The sequence below is a fragment of the Nocardia sp. NPDC051911 genome (assembly GCF_040681035.1).
GTDB classification, from domain to species: Bacteria; Actinomycetota; Actinomycetes; order Mycobacteriales; family Mycobacteriaceae; genus Nocardia; species Nocardia sichangensis.
The window spans coordinates 283181-309198 of sequence record NZ_JBFAXY010000003.1 but is presented as its reverse complement, the minus strand read 5'-3'; the positions used below and the strand labels follow the sequence as shown (position 1 = coordinate 309198).

The window sequence follows — 26018 nt, the reverse complement described above, 5'->3', positions numbered from 1 at the left end:
ATTCTCACTGGCACCCCGTCAGGCGTGCTCGAAGCTCCTGAAGTGTGCGGCCACGGCGGGAGGTCAGGTCGTGACGGGTTGGGTGACGCGGCGGACCGGGCGGATGCGGATGCCGAACTCCGGGCGCAGGTTCACCGAAGCCAGCGGCACCACCGGGTGGGTGTCGTCGAGTTCGAGGCGGAAACGCTGCACCGTCATGGCCAAGATCAGCACCATCTCCGTCATCGACATGTCCTTGCCCAGGCAGATGCGGGGGCCGCCGGAGAACGGGAAGAACGCGAACTTGTGCCGTTCGGCCACGGCGGCGTCGGCGAAACGCTCCGGACGGAACTGCTCCGGGTCGTCCCACAAACGTTTGTCGCGGTGGACGTAGTACATGCACAACGTGACCCGCGCGCCCGCGGGCACGTGGTAGCCACCGATCTCGTCATCGGCGATCGGCGTGCGTTCGACGATCCAGGCGGGCGGATACAGCCGCATCGTCTCCTCGATCACCATGCGGCAGTAGCTGAGCTGTCCCAGATCGGCGAAGGTGGGCGTGCGGTCGCCGATCACGGAGCGCACCTCCTCGGCCAGTCGCTCTTGGATCTCGGGATGGGTGGCCAGCAGGTAACACGCCCACGACAGCGCGTTGGCCGGTGACTCGTGACCGGCCACCAGCAAGGTCTTGATCTCGTTGAGCAAGTCCTCCTCCCGCATGCCCTGCCCGCCCTCGTCGCGAGCGCGCACCAGCGCGGTGAGCACGTCGCTGGTGTCGCCGCCGCGGCGGCGTTCGTCGATGAGATGGCGCACCACGTCGTCGAGTTCGCCGACCTTGCGCGCGACCCGGCGGGCCTCCGGCGTCGGGAACGACTGCGGTAGCTTCACCGGCGCGTTCACCCGCTTCATGATGAGCGCGAACGCCGCGCGCATCGCGTCGGTCACCTGTGTGGTGTCGGTGGACAGGTCGATGCCGAACAGGATCCGGCCGGTCACCGCGAGCAGCAGTTTGACGTAGTCGTCGTAGATGTCGCGGAATTCTCCGGCCGCGGCGTCCCAGCTGTCGAGCATCGCCGCGGCGCTGTCGGTGATGTCGTCGGCGAAACCCTTGACGTGCGAGTGGGAGAACGCCGGGGAGATGAGTTTGCGCTGTCTACGCCAGTACTCCAGGTTGTTGGTGGTCAGCTGCCCGTCGCCGAGCAGGATGCTGAACTCGTCGTAGATCGGGCTCTTGCGATAGTTGGTGTAGTTGTCCTTGAGGACGTACTCGGTCATCGCCGGATCCGCGACGAGGTAGACCAGCATCGGGCCCGCCTTGACCCGCACGACGTCGCCGTAGCCGTCCAGCAACGCGCCCACCGTCGTCAGCGGGTTCTTCGCCAGTTTCGGCAGCATGCGTCCGGTTTCCACCAGACCGGGCCCGGGTGCTTTCATGGTCCGACCTTTCACTTCAAGAGCTTGGCGTGCTTGCGCAGTTGGTTCACGTAGTCCTGTTTCTCCACCACCAGCGGGTACTGGTCGGCGTGATAGAGCCGCAGCCCGGCGTACAGGTCGGGCTGGCGGCCCTGGGTGGCGCGGTCGAAACGCTCGACCCGCCCCGGGTCGTTCGCCTTGGCGCGCAGATATTCGGCGACCAACTCGGCCTGCTTCTCGTAGACGTCCCAGTGCGAGCCGATCGGGCGCACCATCCCGATCACGAACAAGTCCCGGGTGTGCGGCGGAAAGATGTTGAGATACAAACCCGGTCGCAGGCTGCCGTCGGCCCAGTTCAACAGAGTTCGGTCGACGACGGGGTAGTTCGGCACGAACCCGGTGGCCAGCACCACCAGGTCGACCTTCTCCTCGGTGCCGTCGGCGAACGTCACCCGGTCGTCGTCGATCGATGTGACGTCGGGTTTGGGTGTGATGTCGCCGTGCGTGTAGTAGTGGTGCAACTGGTCGCCGAGCATCGGGATGACGATGCCCTCGGCGAAATCGGGCACCGGCAGCCCGAACGAGCGGGAGCGGCCGCGCAGATAGGAGAACAGCCGCTCGAAGGCCCGCTTGCGCAGCGGCCGCCACATCCGGCCCTGCAGCATGCTGTCGGTCGGGCGGCCCAGCATGTACTTGGGCATGCAGTAGAACCCGCGCCTGCTGCTGTGCAGGGTCAGCGCGGCGTTGACCGCGCAGTCGGACAGGATGTCGGCCGCCGACTGCCCGGCCCCGATCACCAGCACCCGCTTGCCGAGCACCTGTTCGGGATCGCGGTACTCGCTCGAATGCAGCACCGGCACCGTGCCCGAGCCGGGGATGTCGATGCGGCGCGGGGTGCGGTCGTGGCCGGTGGCGATGACGACTCCCGCGTAGCGTCGCTCGGATCCGTCGGCCAGCGTCACCGACCAGCCGTCATCGCCGGGCTCGACGTGCCGCACCGCGGTGTTGAACCGGATGCGCGGCCACAGCTCGAAAGCGTCGGCGTAGGCGTTGAGGTAGCGCAGCACGAGTTCGTGCCCGGGATAGTCGGGATAGTCATTGGGCATCGGGAACCCCGAAAACGCCTGCACCCCTTTGGAAGCGATCACGTGCGTGTTGCGGCTGACCGGCGAGTCCGGGCGCCGGGCGTCCCAGATCCCGCCGATACCGTCGGCCGCTTCGAGCACCTCGAAATCCAAGCCGTGCGCGGCGAATTCGCGTGCGGTCGCCAGACCGGCCGCACCCGCGCCGATCACGCAATAGGTGCTCATGCCGCGGAGACCCGTTCCGTTCGCGGGGAGTCCTCTTGCGGCGGCGTTGCTTCCGGCTCGGTGCCCGCGCTCGCCCGCCAGGCCACGAAGAAGCAGGCCACGTAGATGATCGTCTGCGCCACCAGCGTGAAGTAGACGTTCTCGTTGTAGACCGCGATGATCAGCCAGGCCACCGTCAGCAGGGCGACGGTGCGTTTGCCGCCGCGCATCAGCCCCGCGTACACCGCCAGCATCCACACCGCGCCCACCGCGATGTACACCCACGGCCCGAACGGCGCGCGGAACGACGCCAGCGTCAGCACCGCCAGCCAGATGGCCAGCTGCTCGGCGCGCACCCGCGGCCCTTCGGCCCCCGCCGACAGCCGCCGGTGGATGCGCACCGCGGTGACCGCCACCAGGATCAGCAGCAGCAAGGTGTAGACGTTGGTGATCAGGCGAGCGGGACCGACGGGATCGCCGATGTCCCAGCCCATGATGTTCGCCTTGTAGGGCAGCCCGAACGGCGAATAGTTGACCAGCTGATTGGCGCGTTCGACCAGCACGAACTGGTGGAACTCCCCGCTGGCCAGCCGCTTCCAGGTGCCGTCGGACAAGAACTGCCGCCACGGCTCCCAACCGAAGATCGCCAACGTCGCCAGTGAATACAGGCCGCCGAACACGGCCGTCCAGGCCGCGGGCCGCCAGCGCCGCTGGACCAGCAGATAGACCAGCAGAATCGCCGGGGACACCTTGGCGACGATCGCGAACGCCAGCGCCGCGCCGCCGAAGATGTTGCGCCGCAGATGGAAAAGCGCCATCGCGCCCGCACCGCCGACATACAGCACCAGCACGTGGACGTTGCCGATCTGCATGGTCGCCAGCGTCGGCAGGCTGATCCACACCACCGGGGTCAGCGCCGCCAGCACCCCGCCCTGCCTGCCGCCGATCCAGCGGGCGATGGCGAACATGGCCACCAGCACGATCGCCACGTACAGCGAGTAGTACAGCGCCCGCAGCGTGGCGAAGTCGTGGCTGAACAGCAGCAGCAATCGCGGCAGCAGCAGGAACGGCGGCGGGTAGAGGTAGGCGTCGCGATCCTGTGGTGTCACCGCGGGCAGGATCGAATCCGCCTGGGGCGACTCGTAGCGGTGACGGTCGTAGAGACCGGCCGGGTCGTGTTCGGCCATGAGCGCGCCGCTGATGTAGCCGGACAGGTGGGTCTTCTTGACCAGGAAGTCGTCGTCGGCCGACAGCGAGGCGTCCACGTTGTCGGCGTCGAGGATGAACTGCGTCAACCGGGCCAGGACCGCGACGACGAGCACGATCACCAGGCTCCACAGCACCCGCACCACGATCGGTTTGCTGCGCACCACCTCCCGCCACTCGTCGGGCACCCTCGGCACGAACAGCACGAACAGCACCGCCGCGCACACGATGCCGAGCACGGCGGTCACGGGGCCCGGTAGGCCGGTGAGCGCGAGCACGATCATCACGACGGGGACGAGAATGCCGACCACGAACACCGCGTACATCGCGGCGTAGTAGTCGAGCGAACCACGGAACCTGGTCCATGTCCTGGATATCATCTGCAACCTACGGCTTTCGGTTCCCGCGCCGCCCGGTTCGGGCCGCGCGGACGGTCTATCTGGTCGCTGCTCCGGCGTGCTCGGCCAGCAGCGGAACAACCTGGGACACCACATCGCCCGGTGCGGGCGCGGCGCGCAGGTCGGCGCCGATCTGTTCGGCGGCGGCGCGGAAACGCGGCTCGCGCAGCAGCGTGCGGATCGCGGTGGTGAGCGCCTCGACGTCGCCTTGCCCGGCAGCGGTCTCTGCGGTCAGCCCGGCCCCGCTGCGCACCAGGCCTCTGGCGTAATCGAACTGGTCGAACATCTGTGGCAGCACCAACTGCGGCAGGCCGAACCAGCCCGCGGTGAGGCCGGTGGTCGAGCCGCCGTGATGCACGAGCAGATCGCAGCCCGGCAGGAAGAGGTTCAGCGGAACCTCTTCCACGACACGGACATGGTCGGGCAGTTCGCCGACCGTGGCCCGGTCCGGTGCCGAGAGCGCGACGACGACCTCGGCGTCGTCGACGGCGGCCAGCGCGGCGAGCACGGACTCCACCGGCCGGGGACCGGTCAGGCCGAGCGTGCTGCCGCCCATGCAGACCGCGATCCGTTTGCGGCCGTGCTCGTTGCGGTGCCACGGCGGCAGCACGCCGGTGCCGTTGAACGGGACGTAGCCCAGCCGGATGCTCGGCGCGGCGTCGGGCGCTTGCAGCCGCGGCGGGCAGATGTCGAGCACGGCGACCGGGTCGGCCAGCCGCGTGCCCGCCTCCTCGGCGAGTGCGGCGGTGCGGTCGGTGAAGGGACCGCCGGTGGGGTCGATGCCCCAGCGGTGCACCAGCACCGGCAGATCCAGTTGCGCGCCGAGCGCGCGGCCGATGGTGGCCAGCGGGTCGGTGAGGATCACCTCCGCGCCCCAGTCGGTGGCTACCGCGGCGAACGTCTCGAGGTACTGGCGGGCGTGGTTGTGCCAGTTCTGCGCGGCGATCTGCCACAGGCCCTGTCCGCTGGACCGGTCGCGGTCGGCGAACAGCGGCAGCGGGAACATGCCCGGGTTCACCTGGGTACGCAACTGGTCCATCGGCACGTTCAGCGCGGTCACCTCGACGGCGTTGAGCCCCGAGCGCAGCGCTGTCGCCGTCACGTCGTCGCGCGAAGCGACCAGCACTTCGTGGCCTGCCTGGCGCAGCGCCCAGCAGAACGGCACCATCGCCAGCAGATGGCCCGACGAGGGCACCGGCACGACTAGAAACTTCATCCGATCACTCCTTCGGCTTCATCCACTCCATCGGATTGGTGTGCCGAGGCACCCATGATGGAGCCGATTGCTCGGCATTGCGGCGTTTTTCGATCACCACGATGTTGTGGTAGAAGTGCAGCGCCCCGATCCAGTCGTCGAAAGCGCCTGCCGCTCGGCCGGATTCCTTCTCGAATTCCTGGTGGTGCAGGGCGTCCACCAGGGTTTTCAGATAACCGATGGTGGTGGCCGGATCGTCGGTCGCGGTGCTGCTTCCGCCCCAGCCCGACCAGTAGGAGGTCTGAGTGTCCTCCACCACGTACAGTCCGCCCGGCCGCAGGTGGGCGAACAGCGCACCGAACGAGGCGATCACGTCGCCACTGATGTGGCTGCCGTCGTCGATGATGATGTCGAACGGGCCGAGCGAGTCGCCGAGCCCGTCGAGAAACGCCGGATCGCCCTGATCGCCGCGCAGGGGTTGCAGGCGCGGCTCGGCGATGCCGGACTTGTCGAAGTAGTCCAGCCCGAACACCAGGCCGCGGCGGAAGTACTGCTTCCACATCCGCAGCGACGCACCGCCGACGTCGGGGGCGGTGTATCCGCCGATGCCCAGTTCGAGGATGCGGATCCGGCTGTCGCGCAGCGGCGCGAAATGCCGCTCGTAGTGCTGGGTGTACCAGTGCCCGCCCCACTTGTCCGAACCGAAGTGCAGCGACAGCGCGTCGAGGTCGTAGTGGTGGGGACGGCAGGCGGTGACGATGCGGTCGGCGGCGACGGCGGCGGCGTCGCGGGCCAATCGCCACGGGTCGTCGGGCGCGAAACTGCCCGGCCCCGGCTCGTCCTTGATCGTGATGGCGCGGGTGCCCAGGGCGGCGTCGGGCGGTCCGTAGACCGCGCGCAGCAACTCCACCAGATCCTGGCGCACCACCAGCCACGGATCCTCCAGGGTGCCCGGGGCGATCGCGGGGTCGTCGGCGCCGAAGGTGACCAGGTAGTCCAGCTGTTTGCCCTCGTGGGTCAGCTCGAACACCGCGGTCACCGGTTGTCCAGGGCGCGCGCCGTAGCCCGCGCGCCAGGCGATCTCCTTCAGCACCGCGTCGGCGACGGTCTCGGTGCCGATCTCGCCGATCCGGGCGGCGGTCTCCTCGGGGACGCCGTCGGCGACGGAGATCAAGTGGGCGGCGAGAACGTTCTCGTCGTTCAGGGTCACGTCATCCATCCGTTCCGCCGGTGCGTACCGGCCTCGATTGCTCAGCAAGGCGCACGCCCTCGGCGACGAGCATGGCCCGCACCATGCCGTGGAAATCCACCGAAGGGCGCCACCCGGTCCGCGCGCGCAACTTCCTCGACTCACCCACTCGCGGTCGCCCGCCGCGGGTGAGCACCGAGGACCGTTCGCGGACATGGTCGTGCCAGTCCAGTCCGGCCATCCCGAACGCCGCCGCGCAGAACTGCGCGACCGTGTGGTGTTCGCCGGTGGCGACGACGAACTCCTCCGGCTCGTCGAGCGCCAGGATCCGCGTCATCGCCTCGACGTAGTCCGGCGCGTATCCCCAGTCGGCGCCCGCGTCCAGCCTGCCCACCTCCACCGTGCCGGTCTCACCGCGCTGGATCCGGGCGACGGCGCGCACGATCTTGCGGGTGACGAATTTCTCTGCACGCAGCGGAGATTCGTGGTTGAACAGGATGCCGGCCGCCGCGAAGACGCCGCGGGCACGGTAGGCGCGGCAGGCCAGCAGGCCGGCCGCTTTGGTCACCCCGTAGATGGAGTCCGGCCGCAGCCCGCTGTTCTCGTCGCACACCGCGTCGCCGTCGGAGCCGAAGACGTGCGACGAGGCCGCGTAGAACAGGCGGGTGCCGGTGCGGTGGCGATCGATCGCCTCCGCGAAATGCTGCACCGGCAGCGTGTTGACCCGATGCGAGGCGCGGGCCAGCTCGTGCGGGTCGCCGTGGTCGTCCTGCGAGGAATGTTGCACCGCCGCCAGCAGGTAGACCTGCCGGGGGCGTTCGGCGGCGACGAGTTCCTCGACCGCGGCGGCGTCGGTGATGTCGACCGGGCCGTCGCGGCCGATGCGCAGCACGCGCTCGCCGCGCCCGGCGAGCAGGTCCGACAGCAGCGTGCCGTCCTGCCCGGCCGCGCCCGTGACGACGATGGTCATCTCACACCACGTCCAGTTCCGGCAGCGGGAACACCAACCGCCCGCCCGCCGCGCGGAAAGCGCTCTCCCGCTCCAGCATCATGGTGCGGAAATGCCAGGGCAGCACGAAGAACTGGTCGGGCGCCATGGCACGCGCCTGCTCCTCGGACACGATCGGGATCGCGCTGCCGGGGGTGAACTTGCCGAACTTGTCGTCGTTGACCTCCGCGATGCACGCCAGATCCTCCGGCCCGATCCCGCAGTGCTGCAGCACCACGTTGCCTTTCGTGGAGGCTCCGTACCCGAGCGTGCGCAGACCGGCCTTGCGGGAGCGGTCGAAGAACTCCCGGACCTGTTCGCGGTGCTGGTCGACCCGTTTGGCGAATTCCGCGTACGGCTGCGAGGTGTGCAACCCGAGCGCGGACTCCTCGTGGCGCATCCGATCCAGCGCGGCGGCGTCGGCAGGCGAGGCCACCCCTTGCTTGCCGAGTGTGAGTGCGAAGCTGCCGCCGTTGACGGTATTGCGTTCCACCTCGAGCACCACGAATCCGCACCGCCGCGCCATCCACTCGATCTGGTCGAGGGTGTAGTACTCGAGGTGCTCGTGACAGATGGTGTCGTAGGAGGTGGTGGCCAGCATCGCGGGCAGATAGCTCTGTTCGAGCACCCAGATGCCGTCGTCGGCGAGGTTGTCGTACACCGCGCGCATGAACTCCAGCGGGCGCGGGACGTCATAGAACATGGCGATCGAGGTGATCACCTTGGCCCGCCGCCCCTCGAGCACCGATTCGGCCAGCTCGTGGTCGAAGTAGCCGGTCACCAACCGCACGTGCGGCGGATAGAACCGGCGGAACTTCTCCCCCAGCGGGTCGATGCCCAGAATCGTCGCCGACCCTTCCGGATAGGCGCGCAGCAACGTCGCGTCGTTGCTGCCGATGTCGATCACCACGTCGTCCGGTGACAGCGGCACCCGCTGCCGAATCCTGTCCACCCGGTGGGCGAGGTGCTCGATCATCGATCGATTCAGCCCGGAGCGGTATCCGTAGCCGGGCGAATACATTTCGCCGAAGTCCGCGGTGTGGCGCAACTGCACCAGCCCGCACTCCTCGCTGCCTTCGGGCACGCAGCGCACCAACTCCAAGGGGTAGCGCGGCACCTCGGTGGGATCGGTGGCCGGGAACACTCCCGTCAACGCCATCGTGCCGAGGTCGACGACCGTTTCGAGCCGGGTGTTCCCGCACACCCGGCAGCCCTGCACCGCCACTGCTTGCGTCACGCGTTCTCCATATCGTGGGCGACCATCAACTCGACGAGTTCGGTGAAACTCGTCCGGGGCTGCCACCCGAGCTTCTCGCGCGCCTTGCTCGGGTCACCGGTGAGATGATGCACCTCTGCGGGGCGGAAATAGGTCGGATCGACCTCGACGAGCACTCGCGAGGTTCGCCGGTCGATCCCCTTCTCGGTCAATCCGGTTCCTTCCCAGATCAATTCGACACCGGTGGCGGCGAACGCGGTCTCGCACAGCTCGCGCACGCTGTGCGTCTCGCCGGTGGCGATCACGTAGTCGTCGGGTTCGGACTGTTGCAGCATGAGCCACATCGCCTCGACGTACTCCTTGGCGTATCCCCAGTCCCGGCGGGCGTCCAGGTTGCCGATGAACAACTTCTCCTGTTTGCCCTGCGCGATGCGCACCGCGCCCCTTGTCACCTTGCGGGTGACGAAAACCTCGCCGCGCCTAGGTGATTCGTGGTTGAACAAGGTGCCGTTGACCGTGTACATCCCGTAGGCCTCGCGATGATTGACCGTGATCCAGTACGCGTACAGCTTCGCCACCGCGTACGGCGAGCGCGGATGGAACGGCGTGCGCTCGCTGAGCGCCACGTCGTGCAGGCCGCCGTAGAGCTCCGAGGACGAAGCCTGGTAGAAGCGGGTCGCGATGCCGGTCTTGCGGATGGCGTCCAGGATGCGCAGTGTGCCGATCGCGTTGGTCTCCGCGGTGAACTCCGGGATCTGGAACGAGATGTGCACGTGCGACTGCGCGCCCAGGTTGTAGATCTCCGCCGGTCGTACGTCCTCCAGGATCCGGTTGAGACTGCTGGAATCCATCAGATCCCCGTAGTGCAGGAACAGCCGGCGTTGGGAATGGGTATCGGAATACAGGTGGTCTATGCGGTCGGTATTGAAATTCGACGCACGCCTGACAATCCCGTGCACCTCATATCCTTGCTGCAACAGGAATTCTGTCAGATAAGACCCGTCCTGGCCGGTGATGCCGGTTATCAGTGCCTTTCTCATCAAACCTCCAGCCCCGAGACTAACCGGTCGTCAAATGGCGGGCAATACCTATCTTTCGGCCGCCGCCGGTATTAGAATTCGATTGCATGAGCGCGGCCTCCGAAAAAACTCTGGTAATGATTCCGACGTACAACGAGCGTCGCAACGTGGGCCCGTTGCTCGCTCAGATCCTGGAACAGGGCTCCGATTTCGACGTCCTGTTCGTCGACGACAATTCCCCGGACGGCACCGGAGATCTGCTCGATGAGCTGGCCCGACAGCACGCGCCCCGCATCCACGTGCTGCACAGGGCGGGACGGCAGGGCGTGGGCTCCGCACACCAGGCCGGTATCCGCTGGGCATACGCGCAGGGATATGCGCACATCATCACGATGGATTCCGATTTCGCGCATCCGCCGTCGTATCTTCCGGCATTGCGCGCCGCTTCCGACGGTTTCGACATCGTGGTCGGATCGCGCTATCTGAAAGAGGACAGCCTCGCCGACTGGACTCCCTTCCGCAAGGTCCTCACCCGGGTCGGGCATTTTCTCACCGTGACACTGCTGCGGATGCCCTACGATGCCACCGGCGCGTTCCGATACTACCGGTTGGACACGATTCCGGTGGCGGCTTTCGATCGCGTTCGCTCGAACGGCTACTCCTTCTTCTTCGAAAGTCTCTACATCCTCGCCGCCAATGGTTTCCGGATCGAACAGGTGCCGATCCACGTCCTCAACCGCACCGCGGGCGCCTCCAAGATGCGCACCCGCGATGTCGCGACCAGCGTGCGTTTCCTGCTGGTGCTGTGCGCGGAGAAGTACCTGCGCCCCGGCAGGCATCGCGTCACCTCGCCCGCGCATCGCTGACCCTCCGCCCGGTCAGCCAGTCGATCACCGCCGCCGCCTCCGGCCAGTCCGGGCCGGTGGCGGTGGTCGGGAACTGGTCGTCGACAACATTTTTGGCGAACTGCGAGGACGAGCCCACCGCGTCGCGTACCTCCGCCAGCGTCACGGTGGTGCGTGCGCCGACCTCGCGCAGGCCGGTGTCCTCCAGGTGGGCGGCGATCCAGTCGGCGCACCAGTCCACCGGGGCGAAACTCTGCCGGGAGCGGCCGCTGGCGAACACCGGACGGTCGGCGGCCATGTCGGCCAGCACACCCTTGCGGTAGTCGCCGCCGTACATCGGGCCCAGCCGGACGACGAAAGTGTCGCGGCCGGAACACATTCGCTCGGCCTCCGCGCGATGGCGGCCGTAGACCGTGTCCAGCTGGGTCCGTGCGGAGATGCTGCTGATCTGCACGAACCGGTCCCAGCGCCACTGCTCGCGCAGCAGGCGCGTCTTGTCCACCGTCTCCCGGCGATCGTCGCCGGGATGCTGCTCGGCCCAGAACCGCTTCGACGGGCAGGCGGCGTTGATCAGCACGTCGTAACGACCTGCTGTGCAGTGGGATTCGTGGTCGTCGCGCACCACGGGCACGACCTCCCATCGCCGCGTCCTGCCGAGCGCCTCGACCAGTGCGGTGCCCACGTATCCCGCGGCGCCGAGCACCGCCACCCGCATCCCGCTCATGCGAGGTCCTGCCCGGCACGGGCGGCCGCGCTGGTCGGCCGCACCGATATTCGGCCGCTCACGACTTGCCTTCCAAGGTGTGTGGCAGCGGCGCCACCTGCACGATCGGCGGATCGCACTCGTCCCACGGCTTGGTCAGCATCGCGACGAAGGTCAGCGGGGTGATCGAGTACACGGTGTGCATCACCCCGATCGGCGTGCGCGTGCAGATGCCCTTGCCCACATGGATGAACTCCTCCGGGCAGTCCGGATCCGCGTAGTCGTCCTTGGTCACCAGCACGCCGTTGCCCTCGACGAACAGCAGGTACTCGACGAAATGCGGGTGGTAGTGCAGGCCGCGCACCTTGCCGGGGTGCATGTAGATCAGGTTGAACTCGAGCAGGGGTTCCGGCGGGACCCAGGTGAAAATGCCACCGCGCCCGTCGCGGACGGTGTCGAGGTTGCACGACGGGGTGAGGACTTCGACCTTCATTAGTGAATCCCTTCATCAGGCGGATACCGCGTCGGGGCGGACAGCGGCGAGCTTGTCCGCGAGCGAGTCGAGCAGCGCTGCCCGCTGCTCGACGAGAAAGAAGTGGCCGCCGGGCAGCAGCTCGGTGGAGCGCAGTCCAGGCAGGACGTCGCGCCAGGCCTCCAGCTGGGAGACCGCGACCTGGCGGTCGTCGCGACCACCGAACAGGTGGGCCGGGCACGACGGCGCGGCGGCGGGTGTGAATCGGTAGTCGTCGAAGATCTCGAAGTCGCTGCGCAACGCGGGCAGGAACAGCGCCATCACCTCCGGGGTCTCGCGCACTTCCGGCGGGATGCCGCCGTAATGGCCTACCGCCGCGACGAACTCGTGGTCCGGTAGCTCCGACAACCGACCCGGCCTGGGGAGATGCGGGGCCACCGCACCACCGAGGAACAACGCGCGTGGCGCGATCCCCTCGGGCAGGCGGCGGGCGACCTCGTAGGCGGCCAGCGCGCCGAGGCTGTGGCCGAAGAACGCGAACGGAAGATCGGTCAGCGGCAGCACCGCGGTCAACGCCGTCTCGACCAGATCGGTGAATCGCCGGATCGGCGTCTGCGCCAGATGCCGTTGGCGGGCAGGCAGTTCCAGAACGCACAGCTCGATCCAGTCGGGCAGCTGGCGCCGCCACGGCGTGTAGGCCGCCGCCTTGCCGCCGGCGAAGGGCCAGCAGAACAACCGCAGGCTCGGCGTCGCGGCGCTCTTGCGATGGATGGTCAGCCCTTGCGCCTCGCGAATTGGTTGCGCCGCAACCGCCGTCGGAGAGGTCATCGCAGCCGGAGCGGATTCCGGTGCGACCGGCATAGCCGTTCTCGGTGTGACCGGCGCAGCCGCTGTCAGTGCGGCTGCCGAGGAAATCGCCGAGACCGTCTCAGCCGGAGCGGCTTTCGATAGGGGCAGCGCACGTACATCAGCTACCGTCGCGATCCGGGTCACCGGGGCATCCAGCGTCGCGAAGAACTTCGACAGCGGTGCCGACGGGCCCACCTCGTAGCGGGGTGTGCCCGAGCGCAGCAACGCTCGCATGTTCGCCGTCCAGCGCACCGGGGCGGAGATCTGGCGGACCAGATGCTCGGCGAGGGTTTCGGGCCGATGGAACTCCCCGGTGTAGTTCGAGGTCACCGCGACCGCGCGCTCAGCCCGTATGCGCGGTGTGCATTCGGCCAGATGCCCCGCGAACTCGTCCTCGATGCCGCGCATCCAGCGGGAGTGGAACGGCGCGCTGACCCGCAACGGGACGAACCGCAGTTCCGGGAAGCGCTCGCCGAGCACGACACGGGCGGCCGCGACGGCGTCGCGTTCACCGCTGATGACCAGCTGATCGGTGGAATTGTCGTTGGCCACCTCGACGCCCGCCTCGGCTACCAGATCGGCCACCCCCGAGTCGGCGATGCCCGGCAGGATCAGCGCGGCCATCGCGCCCGCGCCCTCCGGCACCGCGCGCTGCATCAGCGCGCCGCGCGTGCGCACCAGCCGTACCCCGTCGGCGAGTTCGAAGACGCCCGCCGCGACCAGCGCGGCGTACTCGCCGAGACTGTGCCCGCCGAAAGCGACGGGCTGCCAGCCGGATTCGCTCACCAGCACCCGGTAGGCGGCGATCTCCATCGTCAGCACGCACGGCTGGGTGTACTCCGTGCGATGCAGTCGCGGATCCCGCTCGACGCAGATCCGCAGCAGGTCCTCGCCCACCGCGGCGCTCGCTTCGGCGAAAGTGTCTCGCGCGAGCGGGAATTCGGCGCAGAAATCCGCTCCCATCCCGGTGCGCTGCGCACCCTGCCCCGGGAAGACGATCGTGCAGCTCACCGCAGCACCTCCGCGGTCGGCTCGGCCCCGCGGGGTGCGGGGATGTAGCCCACCTCGGCGCAGTGCGCCAGGTACACCCGCACCAGGTCCTCGGTCGGCGGGCAGTCGATGCCCGCCGCGCCGAGCACCCGCCGGGTGTAGGTGCAGTCGGCGTAGGAACTCTCCTCGTAGTGGATGGTGCCGAACAGTTCGATGCCGTACTTGAACATCTCCAGGGTCTGGCTGTCGTACACCTCGTCGGTGCCCAGCCGGTAGATCTGCCGGTCGGTGGCCCTGCGGTGGAATTCCTCCAGCGGCACCAACGCCACCTCGTACCCGGCACGCTGGACGTAGCGGACCACGTCGTAGTAGCGCCGGATGTCCGGATTGGTCAGGTGGTAGGTCTCCCGGTAGGTGGCGCGGCGCGTGGCGATGTGCACGATCGCGGCGCTGACGTAGTCGACCGGACTGATGTCCCAGTGCACCGGCGTCAGCATCGTCTCGCCGGTCTCGATCATCGTCTTGAGGATGTCGTAGTACGCGCCTTTGACGCTGACCTCGGAGAACGGGTACCGGCCGGTCCGGCTGTCGCCCATGATGTTGCCGGGGCGAACGATGTCCCACAGCAGTCCGCGTTCGCTCGCCTCCCGGATCAGCTTCTCCGACTCGTATTTGGTCTGCTGGTAGGGCAGATGGTCGTAGCCCTGACCCAGTTCGAGATCCCGCTCGGTGAACGGCGGGTTGTTGAAATTGAGCCGATCGCCCAGCGCGCTGAAACTCGACACGTACACCAGGTACTTGCCGCGCGAGCGCAACGCGAATTCCACCGCGCGACGGGTTCCTTCGACGTTGATCGGGGCCAGGGCGTCGTAGAAGGTGACCAAGGTGGTGCGGCCCGCGGCGTGGATGGTCAAGTCCACGTCGTCGGCCAGCCGCCGCCAGGTGACCTCGTCCAGGCCGAGCCGTTCGCTCGAGACGTCGCCGAGCACCGCGGTGACGCGCTGCGCGAACGCCTCGTCGAGGGTCGACTCCGGGTCGTAGGTGCTCAGGAAGTGCTTGATCCGCCGCTCGGCCGCGTCCACGGTCTTGCCGCGCACCAGGCAGGTCACCCGGACGTCGGTGCGGGTGAGCAGATCGTGCAGCAGCTTGCCGCCCAGCACGCCGGTCACGCCGGTGATGAAGACCGACCGCACCGGGATCGGGACCTCTGTCGTCACCACGGGGATGTCCTGCTGGGCCGCTGTGGCCGCGGCGGCCACGGTCGGGCGCGGAGCGTCGTCGTGTGCCGTGCCGGAGATGATGCCTTCGGCCACCAGATAGTGCGACAGCGACGCGATCGTCGGATGCAGCTCGGTCGATTCCGCCGGGATCTTGACGTCGTAGTGCTTCATCAGCCGGTTGAGCATCCGGACGGTGGCCACCGAGTCGAATCCGAAGTCGGCGAATTCCGCGTCGAGGTCGAGCTCGGCCGGGTCGGACTTGGTCAGATCGGCGAAGATCTCCCGGATGTGCTCGGCGAGCCGGTCGCACAACTCGCTGTCGAATTCGTCACCGGAGGACTCGGCGACGGCCGGTGCGGCGACTTCGGCGGTGGGCGTTTCGACCGGTTCCGGCGGTGCCGCAACGTCCTGAAGCGCTGTGCCGTTCGGTGAGTGCCCGTTGCGCTGCTCCGACTGCGGTGGCTCGATCTCCTGCGTGACCACCGTCTTCGCGACCACGTGCGGTGTTCGTCTGCGGTAGTCCTCGGGCACGATCCAGTAACTGCGCCGGGCGAACGGATAACCGGGCAGACCCACGATCCGGCCGAACGGCTGCTCGTAGCCCTGTTCCCAGTCCACGGTCCATCCGCCTGCCCACAGTTCCGCGACTCGCGGCAGGTTGCCCGACCGCAGCAGGGCGCGCACTTCGGCGCGGTCGGCATCCGATTCGCCGGGCAGCTCGTCGAGGTCGCGGTGGGTGCGGGCCACGCCGCGGAAGACCAGTAGTCCCTCCGCCGGTGCGGGTGCGCCGGCATCGGCTGTGCTGTCGAGTAGTTCGACGAGTTCGGCCGTCGAGGTGGCGACCACCGCGAGTCGATGTTCGAACGGTGTCCGGCCGACGGCCAGCGTCCACGCCACATCGGGCAGGGCGAGAGGGTGATCGCGCAGCCGATCGGCGGTGCGGGCGGCCAGCTCCGCGAGCCGGTCGGCGTCGCGGGCGGACAACACCACGATCCTCGGCCGCCCATCTTCCGGCGTTGCCGCCACGGGCTCGGCGTCGGTGAGGATCATGTGGGCGTTGGAGCCTCCCGCGCCGAACGAGCTGACGGCGGTGACGCGTGGTGTGCCGTCGACGGGGCGCGGCCAGGGTGTGGGCCGATCGATGACGTGGAACGGTGTCGCCGCGAAGTCGATTCCCGGGTTCGGTGGATCGCTGTGCAGGTTGGGCGCGATGGTGTCGTGGCGCAGTTGGAGCAGCGCCTTGACCACGCCCGCCGCGCCCGCCGCCGCTTCCAGATGTCCGACACTGGATTTCGCCGAGCCGATGCCGCAGTAGCCCTGCTCCGCTGTCGAGCGCCGATAGGCCTTGGTGAGGGCGGCGATCTCGATCGGGTCGCCCAGCGCGGTACCGGTGCCGTGGGCTTCCACGTAGCCGATGTCGGCCGCGTCGACGCGTGCCGCGGTCAGGGCTCGGCCGATGAGGTCGGCCTGGGCGACCGGGTTGGGGACGGTGAACCCGTTGGTGCGTCCGCCGTGGTTGACGGTGCTGCCCCGGATCACGCCGTAAACGCGGTCACCGTCGGCGCGTGCGTGCCGCAGCGGTTTGAGGACCAACGTGACCACACCCTCGCCCGGCACGTAGCCGTCGCCGCCCGCGCCGAACGTCCGGCAGCGGCCGTCGGTGGATGCCCAGCGGCCGTAGCCGAGCAGCAAGTACTTGCCGGGATGGATGGACACGTTCACCCCACCGGCCAGCGCGTAGGCCGCTTCGCCGCGGCGCAGACTCTCGCAGGCCAGATGCAGCGCGGTCAGCGACGCCGAGCACGCCGTGTCGACCGCGAGAGACGGGCCGGTGAAGCCGAAGTGGTAGGACACCCGATTCGCCACCGCGAAATACCCCGAGATCGGCACGCCGACGAACGCCTGGTACTCGGCGTATCCGACCCCGGCGAAGACGCCGGCATCCGGCAGGCCGCGTGCGGCGGCGCTGCGGCGTACCCGATCGGGCGAGTAACCCGCGTCTTCCAGAGCCGCCCAGGAGGTTTCGAGGAACAGCCGTTGCTGCGGGTCCATCTCCTCGGCGTCTTTGGGGGTGATGCCGAAGAAGCGAGCGTCGAACTTGTCGACGTCGTCGATGAATCCGCCCCAGCGCGCGTAGGTGGTGCCCGGTTCGTCGGGATCGTCGGACAGGTATTCGCGGTGATCCCAGCGTTGCGGCGGCACCTCGACGATGCAGTCGCGACCGGCGACCAGGTTGGCCCAGAACTCCTCGATGTCCCCCGCCATCGGGAACTTGCCCGCCATGCCGATGACGGCGATGTCCTCGGCGTCGTCCGCGTCGTCGGCGGAATGCTCGGCGGGAGCGGTGGGCTCGGAGGCGACCGAGCCCACCGACGCGGGTGCGCCGCCGGATGCCGCGGTTGCGGTCGTCGTGTCGTCGGTGATGGCGGCCAGACGCGGCCCGTGCTCGTCGGCGAGGTAGCCCGCGAGGTCGCGAACGGTCTGGTATTCGAACATCAGCGTGCTCGGCATCGGTCCGAAGTCGGTTTCCAGCCGGTCGTTCATCTTGCTGATCAGCACCGAGTCGATGCCATAGTCCTGCAGCGGGATTCGGGTGCGGATCCGCTGCGGGTCGAGTCGGCAGTACTCGGCGAGCAGGCCTTTGAGGTAGGTCTCGGCGGACTGCCGTCGCTGCGTGGGGTCCGGCGGTGTGGGCTGGGCATGATCAGGCGCAGCAAGTCCACGAGCCCGATCGTCGGCAGGGTTCTGGAGCGCGCTGTTGTCCTGGAGCGCAGCGGCCGTCTGTGTCGCGGGCACCGACGAGCCTCCGACAGCTTGCGAGGATGTCGCGGGTCCATCGAGTGCCGTCTCGACCGTTGACGTGCCGGATGCCACCGCTGCGGCGGTGCTGAGCTCGCGGGGCGCCGCGCCGGTCGATGGGGCTGCGGTGCGCTGCGTCGCGGCGAGGTCCTGGGCTTCGCCGACAACGGAGCTGTGCGACGGGCGCGCCGTGTGCTCGGACGAAGGGGCGCTCATGTCCGGTGCCCAGCACCGTTCCCGGTCGAACTCGTAGCCGGGCAGATGGATACGGCGCGCGGCCGGGTCGGCCCAGCCCGCATGTGAGACGTGCCCGCCCTCGACCCATTGCCGTGCCACCGCCTCCGGGTCGTCCAGCACGGTGGCAGTGTCGCGGTCCGCGGCGGGGGTGTCGGTCGTTCCGGTGTAGACCCCGGCAGGCCGGTCGCCGTCGGCGAAGGCGGCAAGCCGGGCCACGACCGCATCCACCGAATCCCCGACCACCGCGAGCCGATGCTCGAATTCGCTGCGCCCGACCGCGAGCGTGCGCGCGACGTCGGCGAGCGACAGATTCGGATGCGCCGTGAGCTGCCTGCGCAGCGTCCGCGCCATCCGCGACAGGCTCGTAGCGCTGCGCGCGGAGAGCACCACCACCTGCGGTTCCCCGGGCCCCGCACGCCGTGCGGTCGCTACGGCCGGTGCGCCGTCGACCACCAGGTGCGCGTTGGTGCCGCTGAAACCGAAGGAACTGATCGCGGCTCGGCGTGGCGCGCCGTCCCAGGCCCGCAGTTCGGTGTTGACGAAGAACGGCGACTGCTCCAATCCGAGCAGCGGATTCACCGAAGCGACGTGCAGCGACGGCGGCACCTGTCCGGCGCGCATGGCCAGCAGCACCTTGAACAGGCTCGCCATGCCCGCGGCGTGCGAGGCGTGCCCGATGTTCGATTTCACCGATCCCACCGGGATGACGCCGACCGCGTCGGTGTAGCGACGGAACGCCGCGGTGAGTGCCTCGAGTTCGATCGGGTCGCCCAACCGCGTTCCGGTGCCGTGCGTTTCGACGTAACCGATGGTGGACGGATCGATCCCGCCGTCGCGATACACCGCCAGTTCCAGTTCGGTCTGCGAACGAACGCTGGGTGCGGTGATGCCGTTGGTGCGGCCGTCGTGGTTGACGCCGATCCCGCGGATCACCCCGTGGATCGGGTCGCCGTCGCGTTCGGCGGCGGCCAACGGCTTGAGCACCACCACGCCGACACCCTCCGCGATCACGAAACCGTCGGCGTCGGCATCGAAACTCGCGCATCGCCCGCGTGGTGAGAGCATGCCCATCGAGGAGGCGAGCAGGTGGTATTCGGGTGTCACGAACACCGCGACACCCCCGGCCAGCGCCAGCTCCGACTCCCCTGCGGTGAGACTGCGGCATGCCTGGTGCAACGCGACCAGCGCCGAGGAACAAGCGGTGTCCAGACCGAGACATGGGCCGGTGAGATCCAGGTGATAGGCCACGCGGGCAGGCAGGATGGCCGGGCTGTTACCGGTGAACACGTGATGGGAGCCGACCGTTCCGCGGTTGCGCAGCAGGGTGGCGTAGTCCGATCCGGGTGACCCGGCGAAAACGCCGCAGCGGGTGCGCCGCAACGACTTCGGGTCGATGGCGGCGTCTTCCAGGGCCAGCCAGCTGTGTTCCAGGAACAGCCGCTGCTGCGGGTCCATGTAATCGGCTTCGGCAGGCACTATGTCGAAGAACGCCGGATCGAACTCCTCGACGCCGTCGAGGAAGCCGCCCCACTTGGAGTAGGTCTTGCCCGGCGTCGCCAGGCCGGGACGGAAATGCTCAGCGATCGGCCAGCGTCCGGCGGGGATCTCGGTCACCGCGTCCCGCCCTGTGGCGAGATCGCGCCAGAACTCCTCGAGGTTCGCCGCGCCCGGGAACTGCCCGGACATGCCGATGATGGCGATGTCCATCGATGTTGACCTTTCGCTGGGCCGTGCGGGCGGCGCGGTGGCGGTTCGAGGAGCGGAAGCGCCTTGTTCGGCCATGTGCCTGCTGAGCAGCCGCACCGACGGATGGTCGAACACCACCGTGGGTCGCAGCGCCAAGTCGTAGCGGGCGTTGACTCGATCGATGATCTTCACCGCGAGAATGGAATCGACGCCGTAGTCCGACAGCGGCAGCTCCGCGCGCACCTCGCCGCGCCCGACACCGAGGCCCTCGGCGACGAGGGCGACGAGTTCGGCTTCCAGGGCGGCCGCACCACTCACGGTGGCCGGTTCCGCGTCCGGCCGCGCACCGGCGGGCGGGTTCTCGGTATCGGCGAGGCCGACTCGCGCGGTGGCGGGCTGCACATCGGCCGGGGGTAAGGCGACAGCGGGCAGCGTGGTGGCGCTGACCGCTGCCAGCAACCGGAAACTCGGCTCCGGGTCCTCCGACAGGCCGGGACCCCAGGCGCGGATTTCAGAGAAACCCGCCGCACTCATGGCGTCCCGCCACTGCGATTCGGACAGCAACGGCGAATACGGGAGACGCGCCTCGGGATCGCGATACGCGTGCCAGCCCTCCAGCAGGCCGAACGTCAGCGCGAGAACCTCGAGGTCGGCGGTCGCTTCGGTGCAGGCGAGCACGCCACCGGGCGCGAGCAGCCGCCGGACGTTGCGCAACGTCGCGTCGATCGACCGCGTCGCGTGCAGGACGTTGGCGCAGATCACCAGATCGGCCTGGTGTGCGCGGAAGCCTTGCGCGATCGGATCCGTCTCGATGTCCAGCACGCCGAACCGCACGTTCGACCGCGTACCGAAGGTGCGTCGGCCGTGCGCGACGAAACTGTGCGATACGTCGGTGTAGTGATAGTCGAACGCGATCCCGCGTTCGGTGAGCGCGTCGAGCACCGCGTGCGTGGAACCGCCGGTGCCCGCGCCGACTTCCACGATCCGCAGCGGCCGGGTCTCGCCATGCCGCTGCGCCACGTCCGACACCAATCCGGCGAGCAATCCGTTGGTGAAGTCGTAGGCGGCGTTGCCGCGATAGATCGCGCCGACCAGTTCGAGGTCCCCGCCGGGGAACAGCACCTCGGTCGCGGACATCTCGCCGCGCAGTACGCGCGGATAGGCGGCCAGGCAGGCATCGAGCAAGGCCACGTATGGTTCGGTCTCCGGGAAGCGCGCGAGCAGGTCGGCGCGCATCCCGCCGGTACCGGGTGGCGGACCAGGCACTTCGATCCGGTCGTCGTGCCATCGCACCAGCCCATGTCGCCGCAGGATATCCAGGCAGTTGGTGCGTAGCCGGTCGAATTCGGGCCGCACACCAAGGCGCGCGTCCAGCGACCGCGTGGTCCACTCCCCCGGCGTGAGCCCCATTCCGGCGAAGGTGGCGAACAGCAGCATCGCCGCGTAGCGGCCGAGTTCGGCCTTACCGGGCTCCACTGTGCCCGCGGGCTGGATGGACGCGTCGAACCGCTCCACCGCGGCATCGAACCCCGCACGCGGCGGTGCGATGATCCAGTAGTCGGTGCGCTCGAACGGATAGCCGGGCAGCGGGATTCGCTGGCGCGGCCCGCCGCGTCCACGCCAGTCGACGTCGGCACCCGCGACCCACTGCCTGGCCAGCTCTCGGTCGTCCGCCGCGGGCGCGTGCAGCGGTGGCCGGGTGTGTGCGTCGACGCTGCCGGTGACCACGGGGCCGAGCTGGTCGGCGCCGAACTGATCGAGCGCGTCGGCCACCTCGAGCGGCGAGGACGCGACCACCGCGAGCCGGTGGGCCAGTGCGGGCCTGCCCACTTGCAAGGTGCGCACCGCGTCGAGGAAATCCGCGGGGTCGAGGGTGCGGAAGTGCCGTGCCATGATTTCGGCATAGCGGCGCAGCCGCTCCGGAGTGCGCGCGGACAGCACGAAGATCTCGGGTTCACCGGTGGCGCCCGGACGCACTCGGTCGTCGATGAACTCCGCGAGCACCACGTGAGCGTTGGCGCCGCCCGCCCCGAAGGCGCTGATACCCGCGTGCCGCGCCACCGCGACGCCGTCGACGGTGCGGCGCGGCCAATCCTCCAGTTCACGCGGTAAGCGGAACGGCACCGAGTTGAACGCGATGGCCGGATTGACCTGTGCGGCATGCAATGTCGGCGCGATCCGGCCGTGACGCAGCTGCAACAGCACGCGGGTGAGACCCGCGACGCCCGCAGCCGCTTCCAGGTGCCCGATGTTCGACTTCGTCGACCCGAGTGCGCGGGAGCGGCCGCCGTCGTTCCTGCCGAAAGCGGCGGCAAGCCCGGCTATTTCGATCGGATCGCCGAGCGGTGTCCCGGTTCCGTGCGCCTCGAGGTAGTCGATCGCGGCGGCGTCGACCCCGGCGGCGCGCAGGGCCTCGCCGATCACGTCGGCTTGCGCCCCTGGATGCGGCACGCTGTACCCGGAGGTCTGCCCGCCGTGATTCACCGCGCTGCCGAGGATCAGGCCGTGGATGGTGTCGCCGTCGGCGCGGGCGGCCGACAGCGGCTTCAGATACAGCGCCCCGACGCCTTCGCCGGGCACGTAGCCGTCGGCGCTCGCGGCGAAGGGCCTGCACCGGCCACTCTCGGACATCATGCCCAGGCTGTGCAGCAGCAGGAATTTGTCCTCGTGCAGCAACAGGTTCACCCCGCCGACGAGCGCCGCGTCGCATTCGCCGTCGAGCAGGCTGCGCCGCGCCAGATGCAGTGCGGTCAGCGACGCCGAACACGCGGTGTCCACGGTGAGGCTCGGTCCACGCAGACCGAGGGTGTAGGAGGTGCGGTTCGCGATCGACGACGGGATCGAGGCCACCGCGACCGGATCGCCGTCGCGGCTGGCCGCCACTCCGAGCAGCCGGTAGTCGCTCCAGGTGGCGCCTACGAACACACCCACCCGGCGGTCGCGCACGGCCGGGTCGGTGTGGTGGTAGCCGGCGTGCTCGAGCGCCGCGTACGCCTGCTGCAGGAACAATCGCTCCTGCGGGTCAAGCAGCGGCGCCTGAACCGGCGGGATGCGGAAGAACTGGGGGTCGAAACCACCCACGTCACGCAGGAATCCGCCGGTCATCGGTGGCGCGCCGGGCGTGCCTCGGACGGAGGTGAGCCACCAGCGTTCGGCGGGGACCGGGCCGACCGCGTCGTGTCCGTCGCGCAGATTGCGCCAGAACTCCTCGATGTTTTCCGCGTCGGGGTAGCGGCCGCTGATTCCGACGATCGCGATGGGCTCCTCGACGGGCTTGCGATGCTCGTCGACCGGCACGGTCGCGTGATGCGCATCGCCCGGCGCGGATGGCGCGTCGGACGGTGCGGTCGCCGGTTGTAGTCGTGCTCGCAGGATGTCGCTGTGGCCCCATACCGCGGCCAGTTGTGCGCGGTGGAGCGTCGCGCAGCACAACAGCAGGTCCAGTCCGGTCGCGGTGGGCAGCAGTCCCACACCGGCGCGCCGCAGCGCGGCTATCTGCTCGGCGGGCGGACGCATACCGCCTTCGGCCCACAGCGGCCAGCCGATGCTGATCGTCCTGCTTCCGGCTCGGTCGCGCTGTTCGGCGAAGACGTCGAGATAGCGGTTGGCCGCCGCGTAATCGGCTTGCCCCGGGTTGCCCAGCACCGCGGAGACCGAGGAGAACAACACGGTCAGGCGGGTCTCCGGCAGCGCCCGCGTCAAGTGCTCGACGCCGTAGACCTTCGGTGCGAGAACGGTTCTCGCGTCGTCGCGGCTGCTGCCGGACAGCAGTCCGTCGCGCAACTGACCCGCACCGTGGTAGAGCACGTCGACCGGCCCGAAGGTGGCGTGGGCGATCGTGGCGACGCGTTCGGCGTCGGCCGCGACCGACACGTCGGCGCGCACGTGTACGGCTTCCGCGCCGAGTTCGCCGAGCTCGGCCAGCAGTCCCGCGGCCGACGCGTCGAGCGGACGGCGCGATACCAGCACCAGCCGTGCGCTGTACTCGGCGGCGAGGCGGCGGGCCAGGTGACGGGCGATCCCGCCGAATCCACCGGTGACGACGACCACCGACCCCGTGCGCAGCACCGCGTCGCCGGAACTCGGCGTGGCATCGGTGAGCGGGCGGGTCCGGCGGATCCGGCGTTCTGCGCCGTGGTAGCGGATCTCGGTGGCGGGGTCGCGTTCGTCGACGCCCAGCTCGGTGGCCACGATGTCGTCGATCGGACGGGCGGGGTCGCGTTGGATGGCCCGCAGCAACGGTTGCGGCTGCTCGAGCCGCAGTGTGCGGGCCGCACCGCCCAGGAGGGCGCAACTCGATTCACCCGCGGGTGTCGCCGGTGTGAGAGCCAGCACCAGGCGCACCGGCGGTTCGGACACTCCCGCGACCGCGCGCAGCAGATCGCGCAGCGGCAGGTACACCCGTTCGATCAGCGCCTGCGGGTCACTGTCTGTCGTCGTTTCGGGCCACAGGTACACCGCGGCGTCGAAGCGCAGCCGCCGGGCCGTCAGCTGGTCGACCAGCGACTCCATGTGCCGTGCGTCCGCCGGGTGGACGACGAAAGCGTCTGTACCGGAGACGAACTCGCCACCGGGACGGACCCGGATGACAGTCGCGGCCGCGCCGTGCGGGTAAGGGTGCTCGGCGGTATCGAAGACGAGCAGGCTGGTGGGTTCCCGACGCGTATGCGCGGTGGTGTCGGGCTCCCAGTCGAACCCGAAAACGACGAGGTCTTCCGCCGCTACCGATTCCGGCGACGCGACCTGGTCCACTGTCGGCGGGCCCGCCACCTCGGCGACCACGGTGGATTCGGCGGGCACGGTGTCCGGGGCCGACGTGGCGGGGCGATACTTCGCGCCGGCGGTGTCGGCGAGATGTCCGGCGAGCGCGTCGATGGTCTGGTACTCGAACAGCAGCGTCGGATACAGCGGCTCGCCGACCCTCGCCTCCAACTCGGCGGTCAGCCGCAGCAGACGACCGGAATCCAATCCGAGCTCGTAGAACCCGACGTCGGTGGCGATCCCCGCGGCGTCGGCGCCGAGTTCACCGGCCACGAGAGCGGCCAGATCGGCGGTGATCACCGCACGCGGATCACCTGAGGCCACCGGCACAGTCGTCGGTCGCGGCGTGGCTTGTCCCGTGGGTGCTGCCTGCGGCCGCGTCAGCAACCGCTGGATATCCGCGCTGCCACGCACACGCTTGGACGTCAGCCGATACCGCGCCACGGGCGCCCCGTCCCGGTCGTAGAGCGCCACATCGGCTTCGAGCAGGTCCCCGCCGTGCCCGCCACCGCGGACCGCCGCTCGCACGAGCACCTCCTCGGGAGTCGCTCGCCAGGCGCGGACGTCGCCGAAGAAGATGGGGATGAACGCGCTGTCGTCGTCCACGCCGAGCCGCTGCGGATCGATGAACGGCACGATCGTGGAGGCGTCCAGGAACGTCGGATGCAGCAGGAAGCCGGGCAGATGCGCCGCGGCCTCCGCACCGAGACCGAGCGTCGCGGTGACCACATCGTCGCGCCGAGCGAAATACCCAGTGGCCCGCATGAATTCGCGATGATCGATACCGCGGCCGCCGGTCTGGGCGTACAGCTCCGCCATGCCACGCGCACGCGACGCCGCCCGCAACTCGGCCGCATCGATCCCCGGCGGCTGATCGGAGGAAGCAGACCGCACCACAACGCATTCCGCGACAGGCTCGATCGCGCCGACCGGCACGCCTTTCGCGTCCAGGCTCTGGACGTCGATGGCGATCCGGCCGGTCGGACGATCCACGCGGAACGCGATGCGCACCGCGTCGTCGTCGGCGAGGGCGACCGGACGCTGGAACAACGCCTCTCGGATCGTCAGCTCGCCGGGCCGGTACCCCGCCGCCATCGCCGCGCGCAGGATCATGTCGAGATACACCACGCCCGGCAGGATCCGCACACCGTGCACGCGATGGTCGCGCACCACCGGGTCCTCGGCGCGCAGGGTGGTGGCGAAGCTGTCCAATTCGATCCCGCTCATCGCAGCGGCTCCACCTGGAGGAACGACGGTGCGGGCGCGCTGATCGGCACCACGATCCGCGGCGCGGGCTCCGTCGATGTGCTGGGAACCGTTTTCGGCAGCATGAAGCTCCTCTTGCGGAAGGCGGGTGGATCCAGGGGGTGGCGTGTCGGACGGTGCCCATCGGGCGCCTGCTCGACGATGAGGTGGGCATTGGTGCCGCCGAAGCCGAACGAGCTGACGCCCGCCGCGCGGGGCCTGCCGTCGCCCGGCCGCCACGGGCGCAGTTCTCGGTTGACCTGCAGCGGCGATCCGGCGAACTGGAATCGCGGATTGAGGTTGTCGCAGTGCAGCGACG

General features: G+C 69.0%; 14 protein-coding genes (1 of these 14 cut by a window edge). 1 reads left to right on the top strand and 13 read right to left on the bottom strand.

Annotated features, from left to right (window positions below):
* Window positions 1-63: 63 nt before the first annotated feature.
* From AB0L97_RS05955 to gmd, 8 genes are read right to left on the bottom strand one after another with little or no spacing between them, the layout of a single operon-like run.
* On the bottom strand, window positions 64-1413 hold the full coding sequence (locus AB0L97_RS05955; protein WP_364425670.1) for a cytochrome P450: 1350 nt from the start codon (window positions 1411-1413) through the stop codon (window positions 64-66).
* Between the two features lie 11 nt (window positions 1414-1424).
* On the bottom strand, window positions 1425-2702 hold the full coding sequence (locus AB0L97_RS05950; protein WP_364425668.1) for an NAD(P)-binding domain-containing protein: 1278 nt from the start codon (window positions 2700-2702) through the stop codon (window positions 1425-1427).
* Window positions 2699-4267 carry a glycosyltransferase family 87 protein gene (locus AB0L97_RS05945; protein ID WP_355077962.1) on the bottom strand — a complete coding sequence of 523 codons (1569 nt, stop codon included), beginning with the start codon at window positions 4265-4267 and terminating at the stop codon, window positions 2699-2701. Before AB0L97_RS05945 ends, AB0L97_RS05950 begins: the two co-directional genes overlap by 4 nt.
* A 55-nt stretch (window positions 4268-4322) precedes the next feature.
* The gene (locus tag AB0L97_RS05940; protein ID WP_364425665.1) at window positions 4323-5501 is read right to left on the bottom strand and encodes a nucleotide disphospho-sugar-binding domain-containing protein; all 1179 of its coding nucleotides are present in this window, start codon (window positions 5499-5501) and stop codon (window positions 4323-4325) included.
* A gap of 4 nt (window positions 5502-5505) precedes the next feature.
* Entirely contained in the window at window positions 5506-6690 is a 1185-nt protein-coding gene (locus AB0L97_RS05935; RefSeq protein ID WP_355077960.1) for a class I SAM-dependent methyltransferase, read from the bottom strand.
* A 1-nt stretch (window position 6691) separates the two neighbouring features.
* On the bottom strand, window positions 6692-7639 hold the full coding sequence (locus AB0L97_RS05930) for a GDP-mannose 4,6-dehydratase (protein WP_356966202.1): 948 nt from the start codon (window positions 7637-7639) through the stop codon (window positions 6692-6694).
* A gap of 1 nt (window position 7640) precedes the next feature.
* Window positions 7641-8894, bottom strand: coding sequence for a class I SAM-dependent methyltransferase (locus AB0L97_RS05925; RefSeq protein ID WP_356966203.1), 1254 nt, complete (start codon window positions 8892-8894; stop codon window positions 7641-7643).
* Window positions 8891-9913, bottom strand: coding sequence for a GDP-mannose 4,6-dehydratase (gene gmd / locus AB0L97_RS05920; protein WP_355077957.1), 1023 nt, complete (start codon window positions 9911-9913; stop codon window positions 8891-8893). The genes AB0L97_RS05925 and gmd overlap by 4 nt, the downstream gene beginning before the upstream one ends.
* A gap of 116 nt (window positions 9914-10029) precedes the next feature.
* On the opposite strand from gmd, the gene AB0L97_RS05915 reads away from it, so the two are divergent.
* Complete coding sequence (locus AB0L97_RS05915) at window positions 10030-10758, top strand: polyprenol monophosphomannose synthase (protein ID WP_364425661.1); 729 nt, start codon at window positions 10030-10032, stop codon at window positions 10756-10758.
* Here the strand turns inward: AB0L97_RS05915 and AB0L97_RS05910 are convergent.
* The 5 genes in view from AB0L97_RS05910 to AB0L97_RS05890 are tightly spaced (at most 58 nt apart) and all read right to left on the bottom strand, a layout consistent with a single transcriptional unit that may run on beyond the window.
* Window positions 10736-11461, bottom strand: a complete 726-nt coding sequence (locus AB0L97_RS05910; RefSeq protein WP_364425659.1) for a hypothetical protein — start codon at window positions 11459-11461, stop codon at window positions 10736-10738. The genes AB0L97_RS05915 and AB0L97_RS05910 overlap by 23 nt on opposite strands.
* A gap of 58 nt (window positions 11462-11519) precedes the next feature.
* Window positions 11520-11933, bottom strand: a complete 414-nt coding sequence (locus AB0L97_RS05905) for a hypothetical protein (RefSeq protein WP_355077954.1) — start codon at window positions 11931-11933, stop codon at window positions 11520-11522.
* 15 nt (window positions 11934-11948) lie between these two features.
* The gene (locus AB0L97_RS05900; protein WP_364425657.1) at window positions 11949-13772 is read right to left on the bottom strand and encodes a thioesterase domain-containing protein; all 1824 of its coding nucleotides are present in this window, start codon (window positions 13770-13772) and stop codon (window positions 11949-11951) included.
* Window positions 13769-25681: a thioester reductase domain-containing protein gene (locus AB0L97_RS05895; RefSeq protein WP_364425654.1), complete on the bottom strand. Its 11913-nt coding sequence runs from the start codon at window positions 25679-25681 to the stop codon at window positions 13769-13771. The genes AB0L97_RS05900 and AB0L97_RS05895 overlap by 4 nt, the downstream gene beginning before the upstream one ends.
* Window positions 25678-26018, bottom strand: partial view of an SDR family NAD(P)-dependent oxidoreductase gene (locus AB0L97_RS05890; RefSeq protein WP_364425652.1) — the end only. It continues 21409 nt past the right edge of the window; the window shows 341 of its 21750 coding nt (coding positions 21410-21750); its start codon lies beyond the right edge, outside the window; its stop codon occupies window positions 25678-25680. The genes AB0L97_RS05895 and AB0L97_RS05890 overlap by 4 nt, the downstream gene beginning before the upstream one ends.